Consider the following 19,085-nt stretch of genomic DNA (forward strand, 5'->3'; position numbering starts at 1 on the left):
CTTATCTAAATCAGTTAAAAAATGATTTGATTGCGTCTATTAAACTATTGAAAACCTCTTTCAATTTATCTAAAAATGATTGTCCTTCTTCGGATCCAAGGAAATTGGACAGCTTATCTTTTGCTGCTGTCAGCTGATCACCAACAGCGTTCCAATCAATATTCAATTCTTTTAGCTTATTAAATAAATCAATCAAACTTTGCTTTTGATCTTCATTTAAGACAATTCCCAGTTCATTTGCAGACGATTCGACAACCTTACGGACTTCTTCAGTCGTAGTCGGTGGATTTTCAGCCATTCCTTCTTTGATTTTTGTTACGAGTGCAGAGGCTTCCTCTGTACCGATTTCATCGCCCAATTTAGCTGTCTTCACCATTTCTTCATTAGCTGCTTGCTTCACATCCTCCGGAATTGTTTTATCGGAAGAAATCTCATACGCTTTTATTACTCCTGTTAAAGCAGCTGTACCTGAAACTGGTATCGGTGCAGTGACATAGACGGTGGCATCTTTTACTCCAGCAGTCGCCAGAGCATTGATATACATTTCATCAGTAACCCAGTTAATATTTTTCGACTCCAATTTAATGCCAGTACCTTTTTCTTCTAATGTAATAGCAGAGGATGAAATCGCTTTTGTGCCAATTAGCCGGCTAGCAATATAATCCCCTAAATATTCATGTTCCTCTGCATTGGTAACCGTTAAAACCTCAACGTCATCAGGAGCTTTCATTTCTGACAATAGCATACTTTTTTGTTCTTTTGTCAAATTTTCCCCTAGTGTGACGATCATTTCACCAACAGCCGCGTCCGCAAAGGCTTTATATGGCAATAATAGGCATAATAAAATGGTCACAATGACCCATTTTTTCATTTTTTTCATTGTTATCCTCCTTAACATTTCCTGCTGAATTGGATTCTTTTATTTAAAGAGCACCGCTTTAAATAAAAGTTTCATAGTATTGGACGAACCAAAAGGTAAAAAAGATACAGATTAATAAAAAATATTTATTTCGTCCAAAATAGCTAATGTTCTTACTAAGGACGAAAAGTGATTGTATCCTTGTCTAATATACCTGTGAGATATGCTATGAATCCTAAGTTTACTTTATCAATGTAGTAAAATGAATGCAAGATTGCAAGGGGTATTTGTCAGATTGTGCTAAGTTATAGTAAAATGAATTCGTTATTTAAATATTTAGACCATTGAATAAAGGGAGTATGGGATGAGGAAAAGTAATAAAACTCTTTTACTTATGATGCTTGTTATCGCTTTGATGTGGGGAATCGTATATTGGCTGTTCATCGCGTAGCACATAGGAGATCTATAAATCAAGTGCTGAAAGTGATGTTGAAACAAAAGAAAATTTTATGTATGATGGAAATGTTATAAGTGGGGATTATTATTCAAAGCGAATTAATTAGAAACAGGTAGATAATAAAAACGTTATTTAGTAACGAGGGATATTATGTTGATTAAGTATAAGAAAAGTTATGAGAAGTTTGCCATGGGATTATTATCTTTCATGCCAAATGAAAAAGAGATAAAAGTGCTTCGGAATACGATGAAGAATTACGAAACAGATGAAAATCTACAGTTGTTCTTATGGAAAGATGAAGAGATTATAGGCTTGATCGGAATAGAAGTCTCTCCAAATCACATTGAGATTCTACATATATCTGTAAATCCATCTTTTCGAAAGCAAGGTATCGGTAAAGCAATGGTCAGGGCTCTAAAGGAGCAATATCCTGACAAAGAAATAAAAGCAAATGAATATACGGAAAGCTTCCTAGACAAATGTGAAGAAGCTTAGATCATGAGAGCAAGAATAGAGGACCACTCTTAAGAGTGGTCCTCTATTCTTGCTCTTCGGAGGGATAGTTGTCGAGCTCTTTCTGAAATAACATCTGAACGGTCACGCTTTAGATGCTTGTCTATTAATGATAAATTAGCCATGTCGCTATCTGTGCACCATACGTATCCTTCCTGACTGCATATGGCTTGGCATTGTACAATCAACTCTTGATCCGTTATAGGAAGGTTGATGCTTTCATATGGTTTTTTAGACAACATACGTGCATGGGTGTTCTGAAGCAAATTAAGCAGTTCTTCGTGATCGAGGCCAAACAGTTGCAGCTCTACTTTTTTCGAACGGAGATTGTCAATGGCTTTAGCAAGGGTCCTTGTAGCACCTTGTTTGTTGCCTCTACGGTCGTGATATAGGGCAACTGCAATTTGAATCAGCCCGACCCAGTGCGAGTCACGCTCTTTTGGTGCAGTATCCTTCCAGTATTCTTCAAGAATTTCGTGACATTCAAAGTAATCCCTAGTGCCATGAAAATGGACAAGGAAAGACAGGTAGTCTTCCGGGTAATTCAATATGAGCACCCCTTTTGTTTGGTAGGTTCATTTAAGGTAGAAAAGCCATTTTAAACAGCTTTACACCGGGCGTGTTTACTCTCTTTAGTTTATCACAAAAAACACCCTGGAAAATAAGGAAAGCTGATTGCTATGCAATCAGCTTGATTCATCAGTCTTCAATTAACACCAAGAAGCACCGACAATAATTAACAAAATGAACAATACTACAATAAACGCAAATCCGCCGCCATGCCCAAAACCCATAATAAGTTCCTCCTTTGTTCTGGTATTCTTACATTCCTAGGTTATGTTAATTTTACAAATGTGATTGGGCACTGACCCAATAAACACAAATCCCTCTTAAGAACTTTTCTAAGTGCCAAATTATTATTATTGGATAAAGGCCGGTAATCCACTATACTTGATTAGTAAAAGAAATAGGCCAAACATTGGCCAATTAGATTTAAATGGGGTATTTTTATGGGTTATAATATTAAAATTGATGCTTTTGAAGGTCCGATGGATTTACTCCTTCATTTGATAAACCGTCTTGAAATAGACATCTATGATATTCCAATGGCTGATATCACAGAGCAATATTTAGGCTATATTCATACGATGCAGCATCTTGAATTAGATGTGGCCAGTGAATATTTAGTAATGGCTGCGACACTACTTGCTATCAAAAGTAAAATGTTGCTACCCAAGCATGAAGATGAACAATTGATTGATGAAGATGGAGAACTATTTGAAGAAGATCCACGGGACGAGCTTGTGGAAAAACTATTAGAATATAAAAAGTATAAAAATGCTGCAGAAGAATTTAAGGGGTTGGAAGAAGAACGAAGCTTGATGTTTACAAAACCGCCGAGTGATTTATCTGTTTATGTAAAAGAAACGGAAAATGAAAAACAAGAGTTGAATATCAGTCTATACGATATGTTGGGCGCTCTACAAAAACTACTGCGAAGGCAAAAAATTCAAAAGCCCCTATATACAAAAGTGACGAAACAAGAGATATCAATTGAAAAACGCATGGATGAAATCATGATTGAGTTACAATCATTTAAAGGGAAAAAAAGCTTTTTTGAGCTCTTTTCACAACCGGTTAAGGAGCATATCGTCATTACTTTTATGGCGGTATTGGAACTAATGAAACAAAATGAAATAATCGTTGAACAAGAAGATAATTTTTCGGAAATTATGATTGCAGCTAAGGAAGGTGTAGAACCAGTTGGAAGTTATTAATTGGAAGGGGATTCTTGAGGCATTATTGTTTGCTGCTGGAGATGAAGGCCTCTCAGTCAAACAAATTGCCTCTGTCCTAGAAATTACAGAATATCAAGCAACAGACATCATTGAAAGCTTAAAGGAAGAATATATATCGGATGTACGAGGGGTTCAAGTGATTGAAATAGCAGGTGTGTTTCAAATGACTACAAAAAAAGAACACTCGGATTATTTAAAAAAACTTGTAGAAACTTCAAGTACTCAAGGTTTATCACAGGCTGCTTTGGAAACACTCGCAATCATCGCGTATAAGCAGCCAATTACGAGAGCTGAGATTGATGAAATTCGCGGTGTCAAAACGGAACGGCCGATTCATACACTTGTCACTAAAGTGTTAATAAAAGAGGTCGGACGTGCTGAGGGGTCTGGTCGGGCTTATTTATATGGGACAACGAAAGAGTTTTTGGATTATTTCGGTCTAAACTCAATTAAAGAATTACCGCCACTCTCCGATAATTCAGAAGAAAGCTTCGAAAATGGTGAAGCAGATTTGTTTTTTGAGAAATTTCAACAAACAATCGAATAACATTTTTCTTTAAATTGTGATAATATAGAAAAAACTGAATACGGGGGGATTTCGGGTGCGAATTGTAGCATGCAATGGATTTGGACTTGAAAAAGAAAAGTCCAATTCTCCGGAGGAATTTTTTAACCGATCCGTTATAGAATACATAAAGGATGGAGAAGAAAAGACACTGAATGTGCTGTATCTTCGTTATTTTGATGAGATGGTCGCTCGGTGGACTCCATATTCCACCAATCCTTTATTCAAAAGTTTCGACCGAGATATTTATATGGCTGATATCATTGCAATGGTTTGCCTTTTCAAAGACCCGAATTTGGCTAGCCGAAAACGTTTATATATTAATTCAGAAAAAGAGTTAGCTGGTTATTTCGAAAATATAAATTTTGGAAAATTGGAGAAAGTGTTTATATCTATTGACCAAGCTAAACCATATGATATTAAATCAAATGTAGATTTTAATATTCTTTCATAATCATTTTGAGGAGGGTTCACGGTTGGGGAATACATTGGTAAAATCTCAGCTTGAGGATGTAAAAAGCTTTTTAGAAACGACAGTAGCTCAGTTAGAAGAGTTTATAAATGAGACGACCTATTCTAAGCTTCAACAGGAAAAAAGCGGGGAAGAAAGTTATTATAAAGGAATCCTCTCTAGTTTAAGAAGAATGCTTGTAAGTTGTGAAGAGGGTTTAGAAGCTTGCCAAATCGTCCTTAAAAATGAAGTTTTTAATAAAGCTGCAGCTGAAAAGACGCTATATAGAGTGTATCATCAATGTATAGAAGAATATTTTTCCCCAAAATCGGACCGTTGGTTTGAAGACAGCCGATCTGCCTATACGGGAAAAAACTCGATTAAATTTCATCAAGGTGTACCGGATAGCATTATATCTATTTTGAAATCTGTAGAAAGTGGATTTCAGACCATGCGAGAAGAATTAGAGTATTATGAAACGGATTACCGGACGAAAATGTTACAGTCAAGATAAAGAAACAGCGAGGCTTAATAGGCCTTGTTGTTTTTTTTGTTTATAAATGGAATCTTCGCTTATTCGTAACATAAAATACTCTGATGATTTATGTGTAAGTAGGTTACAGGGGGGTTGAAAGATGTCTGATGTAAGACAGTATGCAAAAGAGGTAAGTGATTGGATTGATGAAATAATGGCATACCTTGAGAGAATAGATATCACCGATTCGACAGTGTTGGCAAACATTGAAAGGCTTTCCCAATGGACTAATGATCTCGTTGCAGAGGAAATAGATTATGAGAATATGGTCTTGATTGAAGAAGAGATGGCTCGGGTCTACGAAGAAATTGAAGAGATAGCTAGAGATCTCGGTACTCAGCAAAGACAAACTCAATCTCAATCTGTACCAATTGGAAAACATACGCTTCCGCCGCTACCTTATGCCTATAATGCGTTGGAACCGACGATTTCAGAGGAAATCATGTACCTTCACCATGATAAGCATCACCAAACTTATGTAGATGGTCTGAATAAAGCAGAATTAATGATGAAAAATGCCAGGGAGACGAAGGATTATTCATTGTTGAAACATTGGGAAAAGGAAGCAGCCTTTCATGGATCCGGGCATTATTTGCATACAATATTTTGGGAAGGGATGATTCCAAGAGGCGGCGGCCAGCCAAAGGGAGACTTACTTAAACAGATTGAGAAGGATTTTGGAAGTTTCGCAGCATTTAAAAATCACTTTAGTGAAGCAGCTAAACAGGTTGAAGGTGTTGGCTGGGCGATTTTAGTCTGGGTGCCACGTGCGCGTAAACTAGAAATTCTTCAATCAGAGTTGCATATGATTTTAACACAATGGGATACGATTCCAGTACTTGTATTAGATGTGTGGGAACATGCATATTACTTACAATATAAAAATAATAGAGCTTCTTATGTGGATAAATGGTGGGACGTTGTAAACTGGCCCCAAACAGCATTACGGTTTACCGAAGCGAAAAAGCTTACTTGGAAACAACAATAAGGGATAAAATATATGTTCTACCAAAAACGAATTGTTTTGAGTTGAAGGGCCGAGCCATTATGGTTCGGCATTTTTTCGTTTAAAAGGACAGTACAGATTAGTTTTTTGGGGTTAATTAGGAATAATGTGGGAAGTATATGAAGGATGAAGTAAATTGTATGGATGAAATCGACAATTGATTCTCATTTGGAATTTATTATTTTATTGAAAAGGAGACAATATCATCTTTCGAAATAATTAGGATAGTTGTTATTTTTAACCTTGATATAACATTGAAGATGTGTTAAATACGCTATTTTAAAGTACAATGCGGTTTATAAATTGTTTAATGTATATCAATATAAAAACTGTGACTAATTTGTGAACTTAAAAATTATTAAGGTATATTTATTGACTAGTTTCTATTTAATAATTATTATAAATAGGAGCAGATTAAAAAATATATCTATTGGAGGAATTTATTATGTCATTGATTAATAAACAAGTTGAAGATTTTAAAGTACAAGCTTACCATGCAGGAGAATTCAAGGAAGTAACATTAGATGATGTTAAAGGAAAATGGGCAGTATTCTTCTTCTACCCAGCTGACTTTTCATTTGTATGTCCAACAGAATTAGCTGATCTTCAAGACAACTATGAAACATTCAAAGAAATTGGTTGTGAAGTTTACTCAGTTTCAACAGATACTCATTTCAGCCACAAAGGATGGGCTGATGCTACTGATACAATCGGTAAAATTCAATATCCAATGTTAGCTGACCCAGCAAATGTTTTATCTCGTCAATTCGGTGTATTAATCGAAGAAGATGGTTTAGCTCTACGTGGAACTTTCATCGTAAACCCAGAAGGACAAATTAAAGCATACGAAGTGAATGATTTAGGAATCGGTCGTAATGCTGAAGAACTTGTGAGAAAAGTTCAAGCTGCACAATTTGTAGCAGAACATGGTGATAAAGTTTGCCCTGCTAAATGGACTCCAGGTGAAGCTACTCTTGAACCAAGCTTAGATCTAGTAGGTAAACTTTAATCTTTTGAGGATATAATCCAATTCGTTACTGGACACTATCTACACATTGATTACGAAGACAATTCGTTTGACAAGATTCTAATGACAAAAGGCACTTACCTAAAATAAGTGCCTTTTGTTATTCAAAATAAACTGTTTTTTAGTAAGTATTATTATTCAGCAAGGAGAACAACTATGGAAAAAATACATGATTTAATAATTATTGGTGGTGGTCCTGCAGGTCTTTCTGCGGGTGTATATGCAGGTAGAGCTAAAATTAAAACAATAATTCTTGAAAAGGGTACAGGTGGCGGACAAGCTGCAACAACATCAGAAATTGCAAACTATCCTGGTATTCGTCATATTTCAGGCCCAAGGTTAGTTGAAGAAATGAAACTTCAAAATGAAGATTTTGGAGTGGAGTTTGCCAAAGCTGATGTAACAGGAGTGGATTTCTCTGGTGAGGTAAAGGTCGTTAAAACGCTTAGTGGGGATTACCATGCGCGCGCTGTAATAATTGCAACTGGCGCCTCTCCAAGAACACTTGGATTCCCAGGGGAAGAAGAATTTACTGGTCGTGGAGTAGCTTATTGTTCAACCTGTGATGGCGAATTTTTTGAAGGGTTGGAAGTTTTCGTAATTGGGGCAGGATATGCAGCAGCTGAAGAAGCTATCTTCCTGACTCGTTTTGCTACAAAAGTCACAATCATTGCCAGGGAATCAAGCTTCTCATGTGCTCCTTCTATTGTTGATAAAGTAATGGCAAATGATAAGATTGAAGTGAAATTCAATACAGAAATCCTTGGGGTATATGGGGATGGAATGATTCAAAGTGCCCGCTTCATCAATAACGTTACCAAGGAAGAGTTTGAGTATGAAGCGAAGAAAGAAGACAGTACGTTTGGAGTATTCGTATTCATTGGTTACGAACCGAAAACAGAGATTTTCAACGGCCATATCGAAATGGACAGTGCTGGTTACATTCTCACAGATGATGATATGAAAACGAATGTGAAAGGTGTATATGCAGCTGGCGACTTAAGACCAAAATCCTTGCGTCAGATTATTACCGCTGTTTCTGACGGAGCGATTGCAGCAACGGATGCAGGTAAATACATTGCTGAAGAAAAAGATCGCTTAGGTATTAAAGATGAGCCTGCTGTTGAAAAACCTGAGAAAAAAGAACAGGCTGCTGTTCCAGCAGGGAAGAGCCCTCTATTAAGTGACGCACTACGCGGTCAATTAAAGGGAATCTTCGGCAAGATGGAAAGCGATGTAACGTTGGTATCTATTGTAGACGAAAGTTTGCCAAAATCAGTCGAATTGCGTGATTTCTTGTTGGATGTTGCTGAATTAGGTGACAAACTTCATCTTGAGTTATATAACAAAGGTGAAAATAAGGAAATCGAAGAAAAAATCAATGCTGATAAGTTCCCAGTTGTCTCTCTAATAAATTCGAGAGGTGAATACAGTGGTGTCAAATACCATGGTGTACCAGGCGGTCATGAGTTGAATTCCTTCATTTTAGCTATTTATAACCTAGCTGGACCTGGTCAAGCGTTGGATTCAGTTGTTTTAAATTCGATTAAATCAATCAGTAAAAAAGCGAACATTAAAGTTATGGTATCATTGGCATGTCACTACTGCCCAGACGTTGTAGTGGGTGCACAGCGTATTGCTATTGAAAACCCTAACGTTGAAGCTGAAATGGTCGATATAAGTAATTTCCAGGAAATCAAGAAAAAATATAAAGTAATGAGCGTGCCGGCTATGATCATCAATGATGAAGAAGTAGTATTCGGTGCAAAGAAAATTGATGAAATCGCTGCATTGTTAGTATGATAGAACGCTAAATCGATAGGGGGACATCTCATGTCCCCTTATCGATTTTTTTTTTGGGTTCAAACATGGATCCGAAATTCACTCTACCTAAAATTTAAAATGATTCTCCTTTCATACTCCTCAATAGTGGGAGGAGCATTTGGATTTATCTTGATATGTTCTAGTACATGGGTAAATTTGTATAATGTCATTTAAAGTTTTATATGAAAAAGCCCTTTTAAATCCTAGGATCTTATAGATATTCACATTCTTTTTATTCATAACCCTTGTCCCTTTGCATAAACTTGTACAAAAACAAGTTAAGAGACGAGGGGGCACTCATGCGTTTTCTATATAAAGGGTTATCAGGTTTGTTTATTATCATTCTCCTTTTGTCTTTTCTAGCACCGGTACAAAGCGCTAATGCTAACGTAGCCGTTAGTGCCCACAGCGCGATATTAATGGATGAGGAAAGCGGAAGGGTCATTTATGAGGTGAATGCTCATGAAAAAAACCGTATTGCCAGCATCACGAAAATCATGACGGCTATACTGGCTATTGAATCGGGAAAAATGGGGGAAACAGTAAAGATTAGTAGTAATGCCTTCGGGACTGAGGGTTCTTCCCTTTATTTGAAAGAAGGAGAAAAGATTAAGCTTGAAGATTTGGTTTATGGATTGATGTTACGTTCGGGGAATGATGCGGCAGTCGCAATCAGCGAAAAGGTGGGCGGGAGCCTTGATGGCTTCGTCTGGATGATGAATCAAAAGGCAGAGGAAATCGGTATGAAGAATACTAATTTCTCAAATCCGCATGGTTTGGATAATACGAATAACCATTATTCAACAGCATATGATATGGCTTTACTGACTCGTTATGCTATGCAAAATAAAACGTATGCAAAGATTGCCGGTACTAAGGTGCACCGAGCACCTAATTCAACAGAACAATGGGATTATGTCTGGAAGAACAAAAATCGACTTTTGACACAATTATATGAGTATTGTACAGGGGGGAAAACAGGGTTTACCAAACTGGCAAAGCGTACCCTGGTCACGACGGCTACAAAAAACCAACATGATCTAATAGCTGTAACATTGAATGGTCCCGACGATTGGAATGATCATATTCAAATGTATGAATCCGCTTTTAAAGAATATAAGCCAACTGAAATTTTACCTGAGGGCTTGGTAAAAGATATGAAAAATAAAACGTATAGAGGCCATGTATATATTAAAAACGATTTTTCGTATCCACTCACGAAAGAAGAAAGAAAACTGGTCAATGTGAAAATGAAATTGTTGAAACCACAGAAGGCTTGGAAAGATAAACGAAAAATTCCTGAAGTAATTGGCAAAGCTTCTATCTATCTCGATGGAAAAAAAATCGGTTCACGTTCAATTTTTTATGGTGAAACAAAAGAAAGCTTCAAGCATCAATCCTTTCAATCTACCTGGGCTGAGCTATTTGAAGCAGTATTAGGAATCAAAAGCAATGGTTAATTATATTTGGGTTGGAATGACCGTGATCGGCATCGTATTTGGGATGATAAATGGAACGATGGATCAAGTGAATGAAGCTCTTTTTGTCAGTGCTAAGGAAGCAGTCACCCTTTGTCTAGGGTTGATGAGTATTTTGGTTTTTTGGCTGGGGTTAATGAAAATAGCGGAAGAATCCGGACTGCTCGATAAGTTTTCCAACTTGTTCAGACCATTTATGAGGTGGCTATTCCCAGAGGTCCCACCCAATCATCCAGCAATGGGATATATATTATCGAATATGATGGCAAACACATTTGGACTGGGGAATGCAGCCACGCCTCTTGGTATTAAAGCCATGGAGCAGTTAAAGAAACTTAATGGAGGAAAAGCAACGGTCAGCCGCTCGATGGTCACCTTTTTAGCGATAAACACATCAAGCGTTACACTTATTCCAACGACTGTCATTGCGATTCGAATGAATTATGATGCTCACTCCCCGACAGATATCGTATTTCCTACTATTATCGCCACGGCCATTTCAGCGGTTGGAGGGATTGCGATTGATCGATATTTTTATTACAGGAGAAAAAGGAACGGGAGGGAATAGGATGTTGCACTGGATGACCACCATTTCAATTTGGATGATACCGCTTTTGATTCTAACAATATTACTTTACGGGACATTGAAAAAAGTTCCTACCTATGAGACCTTCGTCGAGGGGGGGAAGGAAGGAATTAGCATGTCCTTTTCCCTTATACCTTTCTTAGTAGGAATGCTTGTGGCCATTTCCGTATTTAGGGCATCGGGGGCACTGGATTTTATTGTACATTTATTAAATCCATTGCTTGCCCTGCTTCATTTTCCAGCAGAGGTTTTACCACTTGCGATAATCCGCCCGATATCAGGTACGGCAGCTTTAGGAATGACCAGTGACTTAATTTCAGTTTATGGGCCGGATTCCTTCGTTGGGCGCTTAGCTGCCACCATTCAGGGTAGCACAGATACCACATTCTATGTTTTGACCGTTTATTTTGGAGCTGTGGGAATCAAGAAAATGGGTGATGCGCTCAAGGTTGGTCTATTAGCGGATCTAATCGGAATTGTAGCTGCTGTTGTCGTTGTAACTCTCGTATTCGGAATGAAATAAAAGTCACGGAAATGGATCATTCCATTTCTTTTTTTTGTCCTTATACGTAAACTGTTTTTTTTCAAAAGGCCAACAAGTATTTTTTATTAAAATCAAACCTTCATCAAAAGATACATTTTTTTGTATGGAAAAATAAGCTATGTTACACTCATTATGGAAACCAACCCATTTAACCGTCTGTATAATTGGTGTAATAATAAAAGATAAGCTCTTAATCACGAAAAACCTTTTGTTTTTGCCTCTCTATATGTAATAATTGTATGATTGTGTATGTATAGACAATAACAAACGAATGATTATACTATGGGGTGAAGATAGATGGAACGATTACAAAAGGTGATAGCTCATGCTGGACTGGCTTCCCGTCGTAAGGCAGAAGAGTTGATTTTAGAAGGTAAGGTAAAAGTGAACGGCAAAGTAGTGAAGGAATTGGGTGTGAAGGTCGGTCCTAATGACAAGGTTCAGGTTAATGAAGTCCCACTTGAAAAAGAAGCTCCGGTTTATTTCTTATTTTATAAACCGCGTGGTGTTATATCTGCAGTTTCGGATGACAAGAATAGAAAAGTTGTAACGGACTATTTCCCTTACATTAGTGAACGGATTTACCCAGTTGGCCGCCTGGATTATGATACTTCTGGTTTATTGCTTTTAACGAATGATGGTGAGTTTGCAAACACGTTAATGCATCCGAAACATGAAGTAGATAAAGTGTATGTGGCAAAAGTGAAAGGAATGCCATTACGTGAAAGCTTGAAAAAGTTAGAAAAGGGAATCAAATTGGAGGACGGTAAGACAGCTCCAGCTAAGACTAGGGTTCTGTCAACCGACAAAAAAAAGCAAACGGCTATTGTGGAAATCACTATACACGAAGGAAGAAATCGACAAGTCCGCCGGATGTTTGAAGCAATTGGTCATCCTGTAATTAAATTGAAGCGGGAACAATATGGCTTTTTAACTTTAGCAGGTTTAACTGCTGGTGACTCCCGTGAATTGACTCCACATGAAGTCAAATTAATGCGAACTTTAGCAACAACCGAGCCTAAACAACGGAGAATGTAAGAAAGAAGTTATCCCGTATTAATAGGTTGAAACCACTACCCCATTCTTCTAACTAGAGGGATAGGTGGTGGAAAACAACCTGTAAATACCCTTTCTTTCCTAAATCGGAAAAGAGTGTCACAAAACCTTCGGAAATGTAAAAAATATGGACATAGTGTTAAATGGTATGATGGTATGGTTAAATTTTAGTGTTGCCTTAGGAGGATTTCTATGGATAAAAAAAAGCGACGCCTAGTTAGCAGAACCATCATTCTTCTGCTGTTAGGTGCAGCTTTAGTGTTTGCCCTTTATACAAACTTCACTAAAGAAAAGAATGAAAGTCTTCGAAAAGGATCAGATGCACCTAATTTCGTTTTGACGGATATGGAAGGCAAAGAGCATAAGTTGTCCGACTATAAAGGAAAAGGTGTCTTTTTGAACTTTTGGGGTACATATTGTAAGCCATGTGAATATGAAATGCCTTATATGGAAAGTCAATATAAAAACTACAAAGACCAGGGCGTTGAGATATTAGCCGTGAATGTTGGGGAATCTGACTATGCTGTCAACAATTTTATTGCAAAACATAATCTTACCTTTCCTGTCATGATCGATAATGGTAGTAAAGTAGAGAATGCATATCGCGTGGATATTTTGCCGGTCACCTTTTTGATTGATAAAGAGGGAGAAGTGGTAGATATCATTACCGGAGCTTTGACAGAAGAGAGCATCCAAAAGCATATGGAGAGAATTAAACCATAATATTGGGGAGTTTTTGACATGAATGAAGTAAAATGCGATTGTGGTCATGTAAATCCGTTTGGTACAAAAATTTGTGGTAAATGCGGGATGGTACTTGGAAACGAAAAAGAAAACAAGCTTATTGATATGCGATATGAAGGTAGTGCCAGACGCTCACAAACTTATAAAAAAACAATCATTGATAAGATATGGAACTTTTTTTCTTCCGTTAAGGTAGGAGTGACGCTCATTGTCATTGCCTTAGTTGCTTCAGCGATTGGTACAATATTGCCACAGGAAATGTACATCCCTTCGACTGCGACGCCAGCAGAGCATTATGAATTAGAATACGGCTGGTTCGGAAAGGTGTATTATGAACTTGGATTTCATAATTTGTATAGTTCATGGTGGTATTTGATTATTATTGGCATGTTAGGCATATCACTTTTGATTGCCAGCATTGATCGCTTTTTTCCTTTATATCGTTCATTGAAGAAACAAGGAGTCACACGTCATGACGGTTTTATGAAACGTCAGAGAATTTATGGAGTGACAAAGCTGGATGAACAAGATATCGACCTTGAAGATGTGAAAAAAAGATTGAAAAAGCAGCGTTATCATATACGAGAGGAAAGCGGTAATATTCTTGCTGAAAAAGGCCGTTTTTCACGTTGGGGACCCTACGTAAACCATATCGGACTTATCATTTTTTTAATTGGGGCGTTATTGCGCTCTGTCCCCGGGATGTATATTGACAAAGTTCTCTGGCTCCGAGAAGGCGAGACGAAAGAAATTCCGGGTACAAATGGGGAATATTATCTCCAGAATAATGGGTTTACCTTAGAGGTGTATGACAAGGAAAATAAAGAGGATGAGCAATACAGTGCTGCAATAGACAAAACCGGTACAATAGCTAAAACCTATCAATCCGATGTCACACTATACGAGGCTCAGAGAGAAACGATACCTGGGGAAAAAGTGGACCTTGATAAGCTCAAAGATTTTAAAATTAAAGTCAATGAACCTTTGAAACATGATCATTATGCTCTCTACCAAGTGGACTATAAATTAGATGAACTTAGTACGATGGCTTTTAATTTAATTAATAAAAAAACCGAAGAGAATTATGGAAGCTTGAAGGTTGATTTGAATAACCCTCAAAAGAAATACGAATTAAATAAGGGATATTCAGTAGATTTAATCAGTTACTTCCCAGATTTCGAGTTCGATGAAAAAGGCCACCCAAGAACGATATCGAAGATTCCGAATAATCCGGCATTTATCTTTAAAATGTACACACCGGATAAACCAGATGGTGAAGTTAGTTTTGTTGCGATAAAAGAGACTGTGGAACCATTAGGTGAAAATACATATAAAATGGCTTTTAATGGTGTAGAAACTAAAGATGTCACTGCCTTGACGGTTAGAAAAGATCTTACACTGTGGATTCTGTTCACAGGTGGAATCATTTTTATGGTAGGTGTCGTCCAAGGTTCATATTGGAATCACCGACGTATTTGGATTAAAAGGAAAAATGAGGAGATATTAATTTCCGGCCATACAAACAAAAACTGGCACGGTATTAAAAGAGATATAAAACATGCGATAGAATCCACTTCTCTTTGCGAACCATCGGATCAACTTGAGGAGGAGAAATCTTCTACTAAGGGGGAAGTTTTAAATGGCTGAATTAAGCAGTAACTTTTTATATGCAGCTTTTATTTTATATCTGATTGCTACCTTTCTATTCGGAGGATCGATTAAGGATAAACGAGGAGCAGAGGAAAAGAAACAAAACAAATGGGCTAAATTGGGGATTATGATTACCATTCTCGGTTTTGCTTCACAAATTGGATATTTTATCACTAGGTGGATTGCTGCCGGGCATGCGCCGGTAAGTAATCTATTTGAATTTACAACCTTTTTCGGAATGATGCTGGTTGGTGCTTTCATATTAATTTATTTCCTTTATAAATTGCCTGCTCTTGGGCTATTTGCCTTACCTATTGCCTTATTAATTATCGCATATGCAAGTATGTTCCCAACAGAAATTTCACCGCTCATTCCTGCACTGCAGAGTGATTGGCTTCATATTCATGTAACAACTGCAGCAGCAGGACAGTCTATCCTTGCGATTAGTTTTATTGCTGCTATAATTTATTTAGTCAAATTCGTAGATCAATCTCAATCGAGCAAACGAACGTTCTGGCTCGAAATCATCATGTACACGTTAGTAAGTACCATAGGTTTTGTCATTATCACTTCAACTTTCGCAGCCATGGACTATAAAGCGAATTTTGATTGGGTCGATAAACATGATGAGCTGGCTAAACAGGAATTTAACCTTCCTGCACTTGTAGGTCCCCATGAAGGGGAACTAACTGATACAGAACGATTTGAACCACTGGTGAACATGCCTGCGATAATTAATGCTAAGAAACTGAATACAGTCATTTGGTCGATGGGAATCGGACTCGTTCTTTATGGTCTGATTAGACTGATTTCTCGAAAAAGAGTTGCCGCATTGATCAAACCGATTGTCAAAAATGTAAATTTGAATTTATTGGATGAAATCAGTTATCGTTCGGTTCTTATCGGTTTTCCAATCTTTACACTTGGAGCCCTCATTTTTGCCATGATCTGGGCTCAAGTTGCCTGGACACGATTCTGGGGCTGGGATCCGAAAGAAGTTTGGGCACTGGTTACCTGGTTGTTTTATGCAGCTTTCTTACATTTGCGTATGTCAAAGGGTTGGCAGGGAGAAAAATCAGCATGGCTAGCCGTTATCGGTTTTGCTATTATGATATTTAACTTAATATTTGTTAATCTTGTTATTGCTGGTTTGCATTCGTATGCTTGATTCGGTAATTTAATAAATTAGATTAAGGGGGTCTTTTGGTAGAAACATCGAGGAGAATACTTATCGATGTTTCTAAGAATGATCCCTTTTTCTATACTTTTATTTCCATGTTATTCCGGGGGAAATAACAGCAGGCATTAGTGAGGGAACAGAAGGAGTGTGTTTATTGTGACAAAATGGTGAATAGTTCATAGAAGCTAAACAGAATTGGCTATTTATCGTACTTTGGAAGGAAAAAATATTAGTCATAGAAGTTTTCATTTTGTAAAATATATGTAGGGAGGCTGATTACATAATGTATAATGCTATTAAAGTTCTCGTGGTGGATGATGAGGAAAGAATCCGCCGTTTGTTAAAAATGTATTTGGAAAGAGAAGAATACATAATTGATGAAGCTGAAAATGGAGATGTTGCTTTATCAAAAGCTCTTGAAAATGATTATGATTTAATTTTATTGGATATTATGATGCCAGGTAAAGATGGAATCGAAGTTTGCCGTGAGTTAAGAGAGAAAAAAACAACACCTATAATCATGCTTACTGCAAAAGGAGAAGAAGTCAATCGGGTCCAAGGATTTGAAGTAGGAACTGATGATTATATTGTCAAACCATTCAGTCCTCGTGAAGTTGTGTTAAGGGTGAAAGCGTTATTACGCCGTTCTTCAAGCACGAGTTACGTTCAGACCGAAACGACGACAAAAGATGTGATTGTCTTTTCCCATTTAACAATTGATAATGATGCACATCGTGTACTTGCTGATGATAAAGAGGTATCTTTGACACCAAAAGAATATGAATTATTGTATTTCTTAGCGAAATCACCTGATAAAGTATTTGATCGCGAGCAATTGTTAAAAGAAGTGTGGCATTATGAATTCTTTGGAGACCTTCGAACTGTTGACACGCATGTTAAACGCCTACGTGAAAAATTAAACCGTATATCCGAAAATGCTGCCAAGATGATTGTCACTGTTTGGGGTGTCGGTTACAAGTTCGAAGTTATTAATGACTGATGTTATGGGGCAGTGTTGTAGGGAAGCTTTGGGCAACCATTCTATTGCTCGTGTCATTTGTATTAATCGTTTTAACCGTTCTATTAGTAGAATTCTTTCAGAATTTTCAAATTGAAAATATTGAAAATGATTTAACCAAAACGGCAGAGCAGATCATAGAGGTTACAAATGATCATCAGGGCTCTAGCAATTATGTTTTACAAATAGCTTCGGAATTGATAGGCGACGAAACGAAAATGATTATCCTTAATGATGACAAAATGATATTCTCATCAATCGGTGATAAGGAGATTAAAATTACGCCAGAGTCAATTAAAAATGATCCCGATTTGCAGAAAGTTTTTACGGAAAGAAAGACTGTAAAAAAAGAAATGGCGCTATCTGATGACAATGGAAATAAGGAATTATCTGCAATCGTTGTCGGAGTGCCACTTGAACTAAATGGGGAGCAGGACGAGGTCTTCTTATTTCAATCCTTGGAATCCATGGAAGAAACCACTAAGTCCACAACGCAATTCATTCTGTTGGCAGCAGGGATTGCAATTATTTTAACAACGATTTTTGCTTTCTTTTTATCTACAAGGATCAATGCTCCGCTGGTGAAGATGAGGGAAGCCGCCCTAGCCATTGCTAGGGGGAAATTTGATACAAAGGTGCCTATCTTGACGCAGGATGAAATTGGTGAGTTGGCAATAGCATTTAATCAGATGAGAAAGCAATTGAAATTCAATATGAATGCTCTTAGCCAGGAAAAAGAACATCTTTCGAGCATCCTTAGTAGTATGGCGGATGGGGTCATTACCTTCAATAAAGATGGAACTATCCTGGAAACAAATCCGCCAGCGGAAAGATTTCTGCAATCTTGGTACTTTGAAAAAGGCTACAATCGGGAAGATAATGTAAATGTCCCTTTGGTACTGATGAATCTATTTGATGAATCAGAGTCTTTCGATAAGGAGCAAGTCGGGGAAATTACATTGCAGGGTAGGGACTGGGGATTGATTGTCAGTCCTTTATATACAAATGCCGACAATATTCGCGGAGCAGTAGCTATCATTCGTGATATGAGTGATGAAAGACGTATGGACAAACTTAGGACTGATTTCATAGCAAACGTCTCTCATGAGTTAAGAACGCCGATTTCAATGCTGCAAGGATATAGTGAAGCGATTGTTGATGACATAGCTGGAAGTGAAGAGGAAAAAATGGAAATGGCCAGGATTATTTATGATGAATCTCTAAGAATGGGCCGTTTAGTCAATGATTTACTCGATCTAGCTAAATTGGAATCAGGAAAAATGAGTCTCAACTATGAATGCATACCTATTTCATCTTATTTAAAGAGGATTACAAGCAAATTTTCCGGGTTAGCTAAAGAAAAAGGGATAACGATATCCACTAATCTTCAAGACAATGGAATCGAGTGGTGTTTCGATCCCGACAGAATTGAACAGGTATTGACGAATTTAATTGATAATGCGATTCGACATACCCCTCCAGGCGGGAACATTGATGTCATTCAAAGGACAAGTGATCGAAGAGGGCTGATTATTGATGTGAAGGACTCTGGTTCGGGTATCCCTGAAGAGGATTTACCCTTTGTATTCGAGAGATTCTATAAAGCGGATAAAGCACGTACACGCGGTCGTTCGGGTACTGGCTTGGGATTGGCTATTGTTAAAAATATCATTAATGCCCATGATGGCTACATTTCGGTAAACAGTTTACCTAAAAAAGGGACGACATTCAGCATTATTCTACCTCGAATAATGGAAAATACTGAATGAATAACTGGTTGTTTGCCAGAAAAT

General features: G+C 37.5%; 20 protein-coding genes. 17 read left to right on the forward strand and 3 right to left on the reverse strand.

Translation table 11 applies throughout. The features are described 5' to 3' along the window. Positions 1-10: 10 nt before the first annotated feature. Entirely contained in the window at positions 11-880 is an 870-nt protein-coding gene (locus tag JFU24_RS25905) for a DUF1002 domain-containing protein (protein ID WP_446728295.1), read from the reverse strand. A 586-nt stretch (positions 881-1,466) separates the two neighbouring features. Between JFU24_RS25905 and JFU24_RS25910 the strand changes: the two genes are divergently transcribed. After that, positions 1,467-1,811: a GNAT family N-acetyltransferase gene (locus tag JFU24_RS25910; protein WP_201185680.1), complete on the forward strand. Its 345-nt coding sequence runs from the start codon at positions 1,467-1,469 to the stop codon at positions 1,809-1,811. A 29-nt stretch (positions 1,812-1,840) separates the two neighbouring features. Here JFU24_RS25910 and JFU24_RS25915 read toward each other — a convergent pair whose 3' ends face one another. Beyond that, positions 1,841-2,386: a DUF309 domain-containing protein gene (locus tag JFU24_RS25915; RefSeq protein WP_309557873.1), complete on the reverse strand. Its 546-nt coding sequence runs from the start codon at positions 2,384-2,386 to the stop codon at positions 1,841-1,843. 153 nt (positions 2,387-2,539) lie between these two features. Then, the gene (locus JFU24_RS25920; protein WP_083450810.1) at positions 2,540-2,623 is read right to left on the reverse strand and encodes a YjcZ family sporulation protein; all 84 of its coding nucleotides are present in this window, start codon (positions 2,621-2,623) and stop codon (positions 2,540-2,542) included. A gap of 216 nt (positions 2,624-2,839) precedes the next feature. Here JFU24_RS25920 and JFU24_RS25925 point away from each other — a divergent pair, with 216 nt between their 5' ends. From JFU24_RS25925 to JFU24_RS26000, 16 genes are all read left to right on the forward strand, one after another. Next, positions 2,840-3,607: a segregation/condensation protein A gene (locus tag JFU24_RS25925; RefSeq protein ID WP_056525164.1), complete on the forward strand. Its 768-nt coding sequence runs from the start codon at positions 2,840-2,842 to the stop codon at positions 3,605-3,607. Next, a complete protein-coding gene (gene scpB, locus JFU24_RS25930) occupies positions 3,594-4,175 on the forward strand; it encodes an SMC-Scp complex subunit ScpB (protein WP_053346834.1) in 582 nt (193 codons plus the stop codon). The genes JFU24_RS25925 and scpB overlap by 14 nt, the downstream gene beginning before the upstream one ends. Before the next feature lie 55 nt (positions 4,176-4,230). Then, a complete protein-coding gene (locus JFU24_RS25935; RefSeq protein WP_201223749.1) occupies positions 4,231-4,647 on the forward strand; it encodes a hypothetical protein in 417 nt (138 codons plus the stop codon). Positions 4,648-4,669: 22 nt separating this feature from the next. After that, a complete protein-coding gene (locus JFU24_RS25940; protein WP_053346832.1) occupies positions 4,670-5,158 on the forward strand; it encodes a YpuI family protein in 489 nt (162 codons plus the stop codon). 121 nt (positions 5,159-5,279) lie between these two features. Next, positions 5,280-6,167 carry a superoxide dismutase gene (locus JFU24_RS25945; protein ID WP_201185678.1) on the forward strand — a complete coding sequence of 296 codons (888 nt, stop codon included), beginning with the start codon at positions 5,280-5,282 and terminating at the stop codon, positions 6,165-6,167. Positions 6,168-6,630: 463 nt separating this feature from the next. Further along, entirely contained in the window at positions 6,631-7,194 is a 564-nt protein-coding gene (ahpC, locus tag JFU24_RS25950) for an alkyl hydroperoxide reductase subunit C (RefSeq protein ID WP_053346830.1), read from the forward strand. Positions 7,195-7,368: 174 nt separating this feature from the next. Then, on the forward strand, positions 7,369-9,015 hold the full coding sequence (locus tag JFU24_RS25955) for an FAD-dependent oxidoreductase (protein WP_201223750.1): 1,647 nt from the start codon (positions 7,369-7,371) through the stop codon (positions 9,013-9,015). Positions 9,016-9,335: 320 nt separating this feature from the next. Beyond that, positions 9,336-10,496, forward strand: a complete 1,161-nt coding sequence (locus JFU24_RS25960) for a D-alanyl-D-alanine carboxypeptidase family protein (RefSeq protein ID WP_057217421.1) — start codon at positions 9,336-9,338, stop codon at positions 10,494-10,496. Beyond that, positions 10,489-11,082 (forward strand): nucleoside recognition domain-containing protein, encoded by a 594-nt coding sequence (locus tag JFU24_RS25965; RefSeq protein ID WP_201185673.1) that lies wholly within the window; start codon positions 10,489-10,491, stop codon positions 11,080-11,082. The genes JFU24_RS25960 and JFU24_RS25965 overlap by 8 nt, the downstream gene beginning before the upstream one ends. A 13-nt stretch (positions 11,083-11,095) precedes the next feature. Continuing rightward, positions 11,096-11,623: a spore maturation protein gene (locus JFU24_RS25970; protein WP_397443436.1), complete on the forward strand. Its 528-nt coding sequence runs from the start codon at positions 11,096-11,098 to the stop codon at positions 11,621-11,623. 318 nt (positions 11,624-11,941) lie between these two features. Continuing rightward, complete coding sequence (rluB, locus tag JFU24_RS25975; RefSeq protein ID WP_053346825.1) at positions 11,942-12,682, forward strand: 23S rRNA pseudouridine(2605) synthase RluB; 741 nt, start codon at positions 11,942-11,944, stop codon at positions 12,680-12,682. Positions 12,683-12,892: 210 nt separating this feature from the next. Beyond that, the gene (resA, locus tag JFU24_RS25980; RefSeq protein WP_056525144.1) at positions 12,893-13,423 is read left to right on the forward strand and encodes a thiol-disulfide oxidoreductase ResA; all 531 of its coding nucleotides are present in this window, start codon (positions 12,893-12,895) and stop codon (positions 13,421-13,423) included. An 18-nt stretch (positions 13,424-13,441) separates the two neighbouring features. Then, a complete protein-coding gene (gene resB, locus JFU24_RS25985) occupies positions 13,442-15,091 on the forward strand; it encodes a cytochrome c biogenesis protein ResB (RefSeq protein WP_201185671.1) in 1,650 nt (549 codons plus the stop codon). Then, positions 15,084-16,262: a c-type cytochrome biogenesis protein CcsB gene (ccsB, locus tag JFU24_RS25990; protein WP_056525138.1), complete on the forward strand. Its 1,179-nt coding sequence runs from the start codon at positions 15,084-15,086 to the stop codon at positions 16,260-16,262. Before resB ends, ccsB begins: the two co-directional genes overlap by 8 nt. A gap of 295 nt (positions 16,263-16,557) precedes the next feature. After that, positions 16,558-17,274: a response regulator gene (locus tag JFU24_RS25995; protein WP_053346821.1), complete on the forward strand. Its 717-nt coding sequence runs from the start codon at positions 16,558-16,560 to the stop codon at positions 17,272-17,274. Further along, positions 17,271-19,061, forward strand: a complete 1,791-nt coding sequence (locus JFU24_RS26000) for an ATP-binding protein (RefSeq protein ID WP_201187934.1) — start codon at positions 17,271-17,273, stop codon at positions 19,059-19,061. The genes JFU24_RS25995 and JFU24_RS26000 overlap by 4 nt, the downstream gene beginning before the upstream one ends. Positions 19,062-19,085 lie beyond the last annotated feature (24 nt).

The sequence above is a fragment of the Peribacillus sp. TH27 genome, assembly GCF_016650915.1.
Lineage (GTDB): Bacteria > Bacillota > Bacilli > Bacillales > DSM-1321 > Peribacillus > Peribacillus butanolivorans.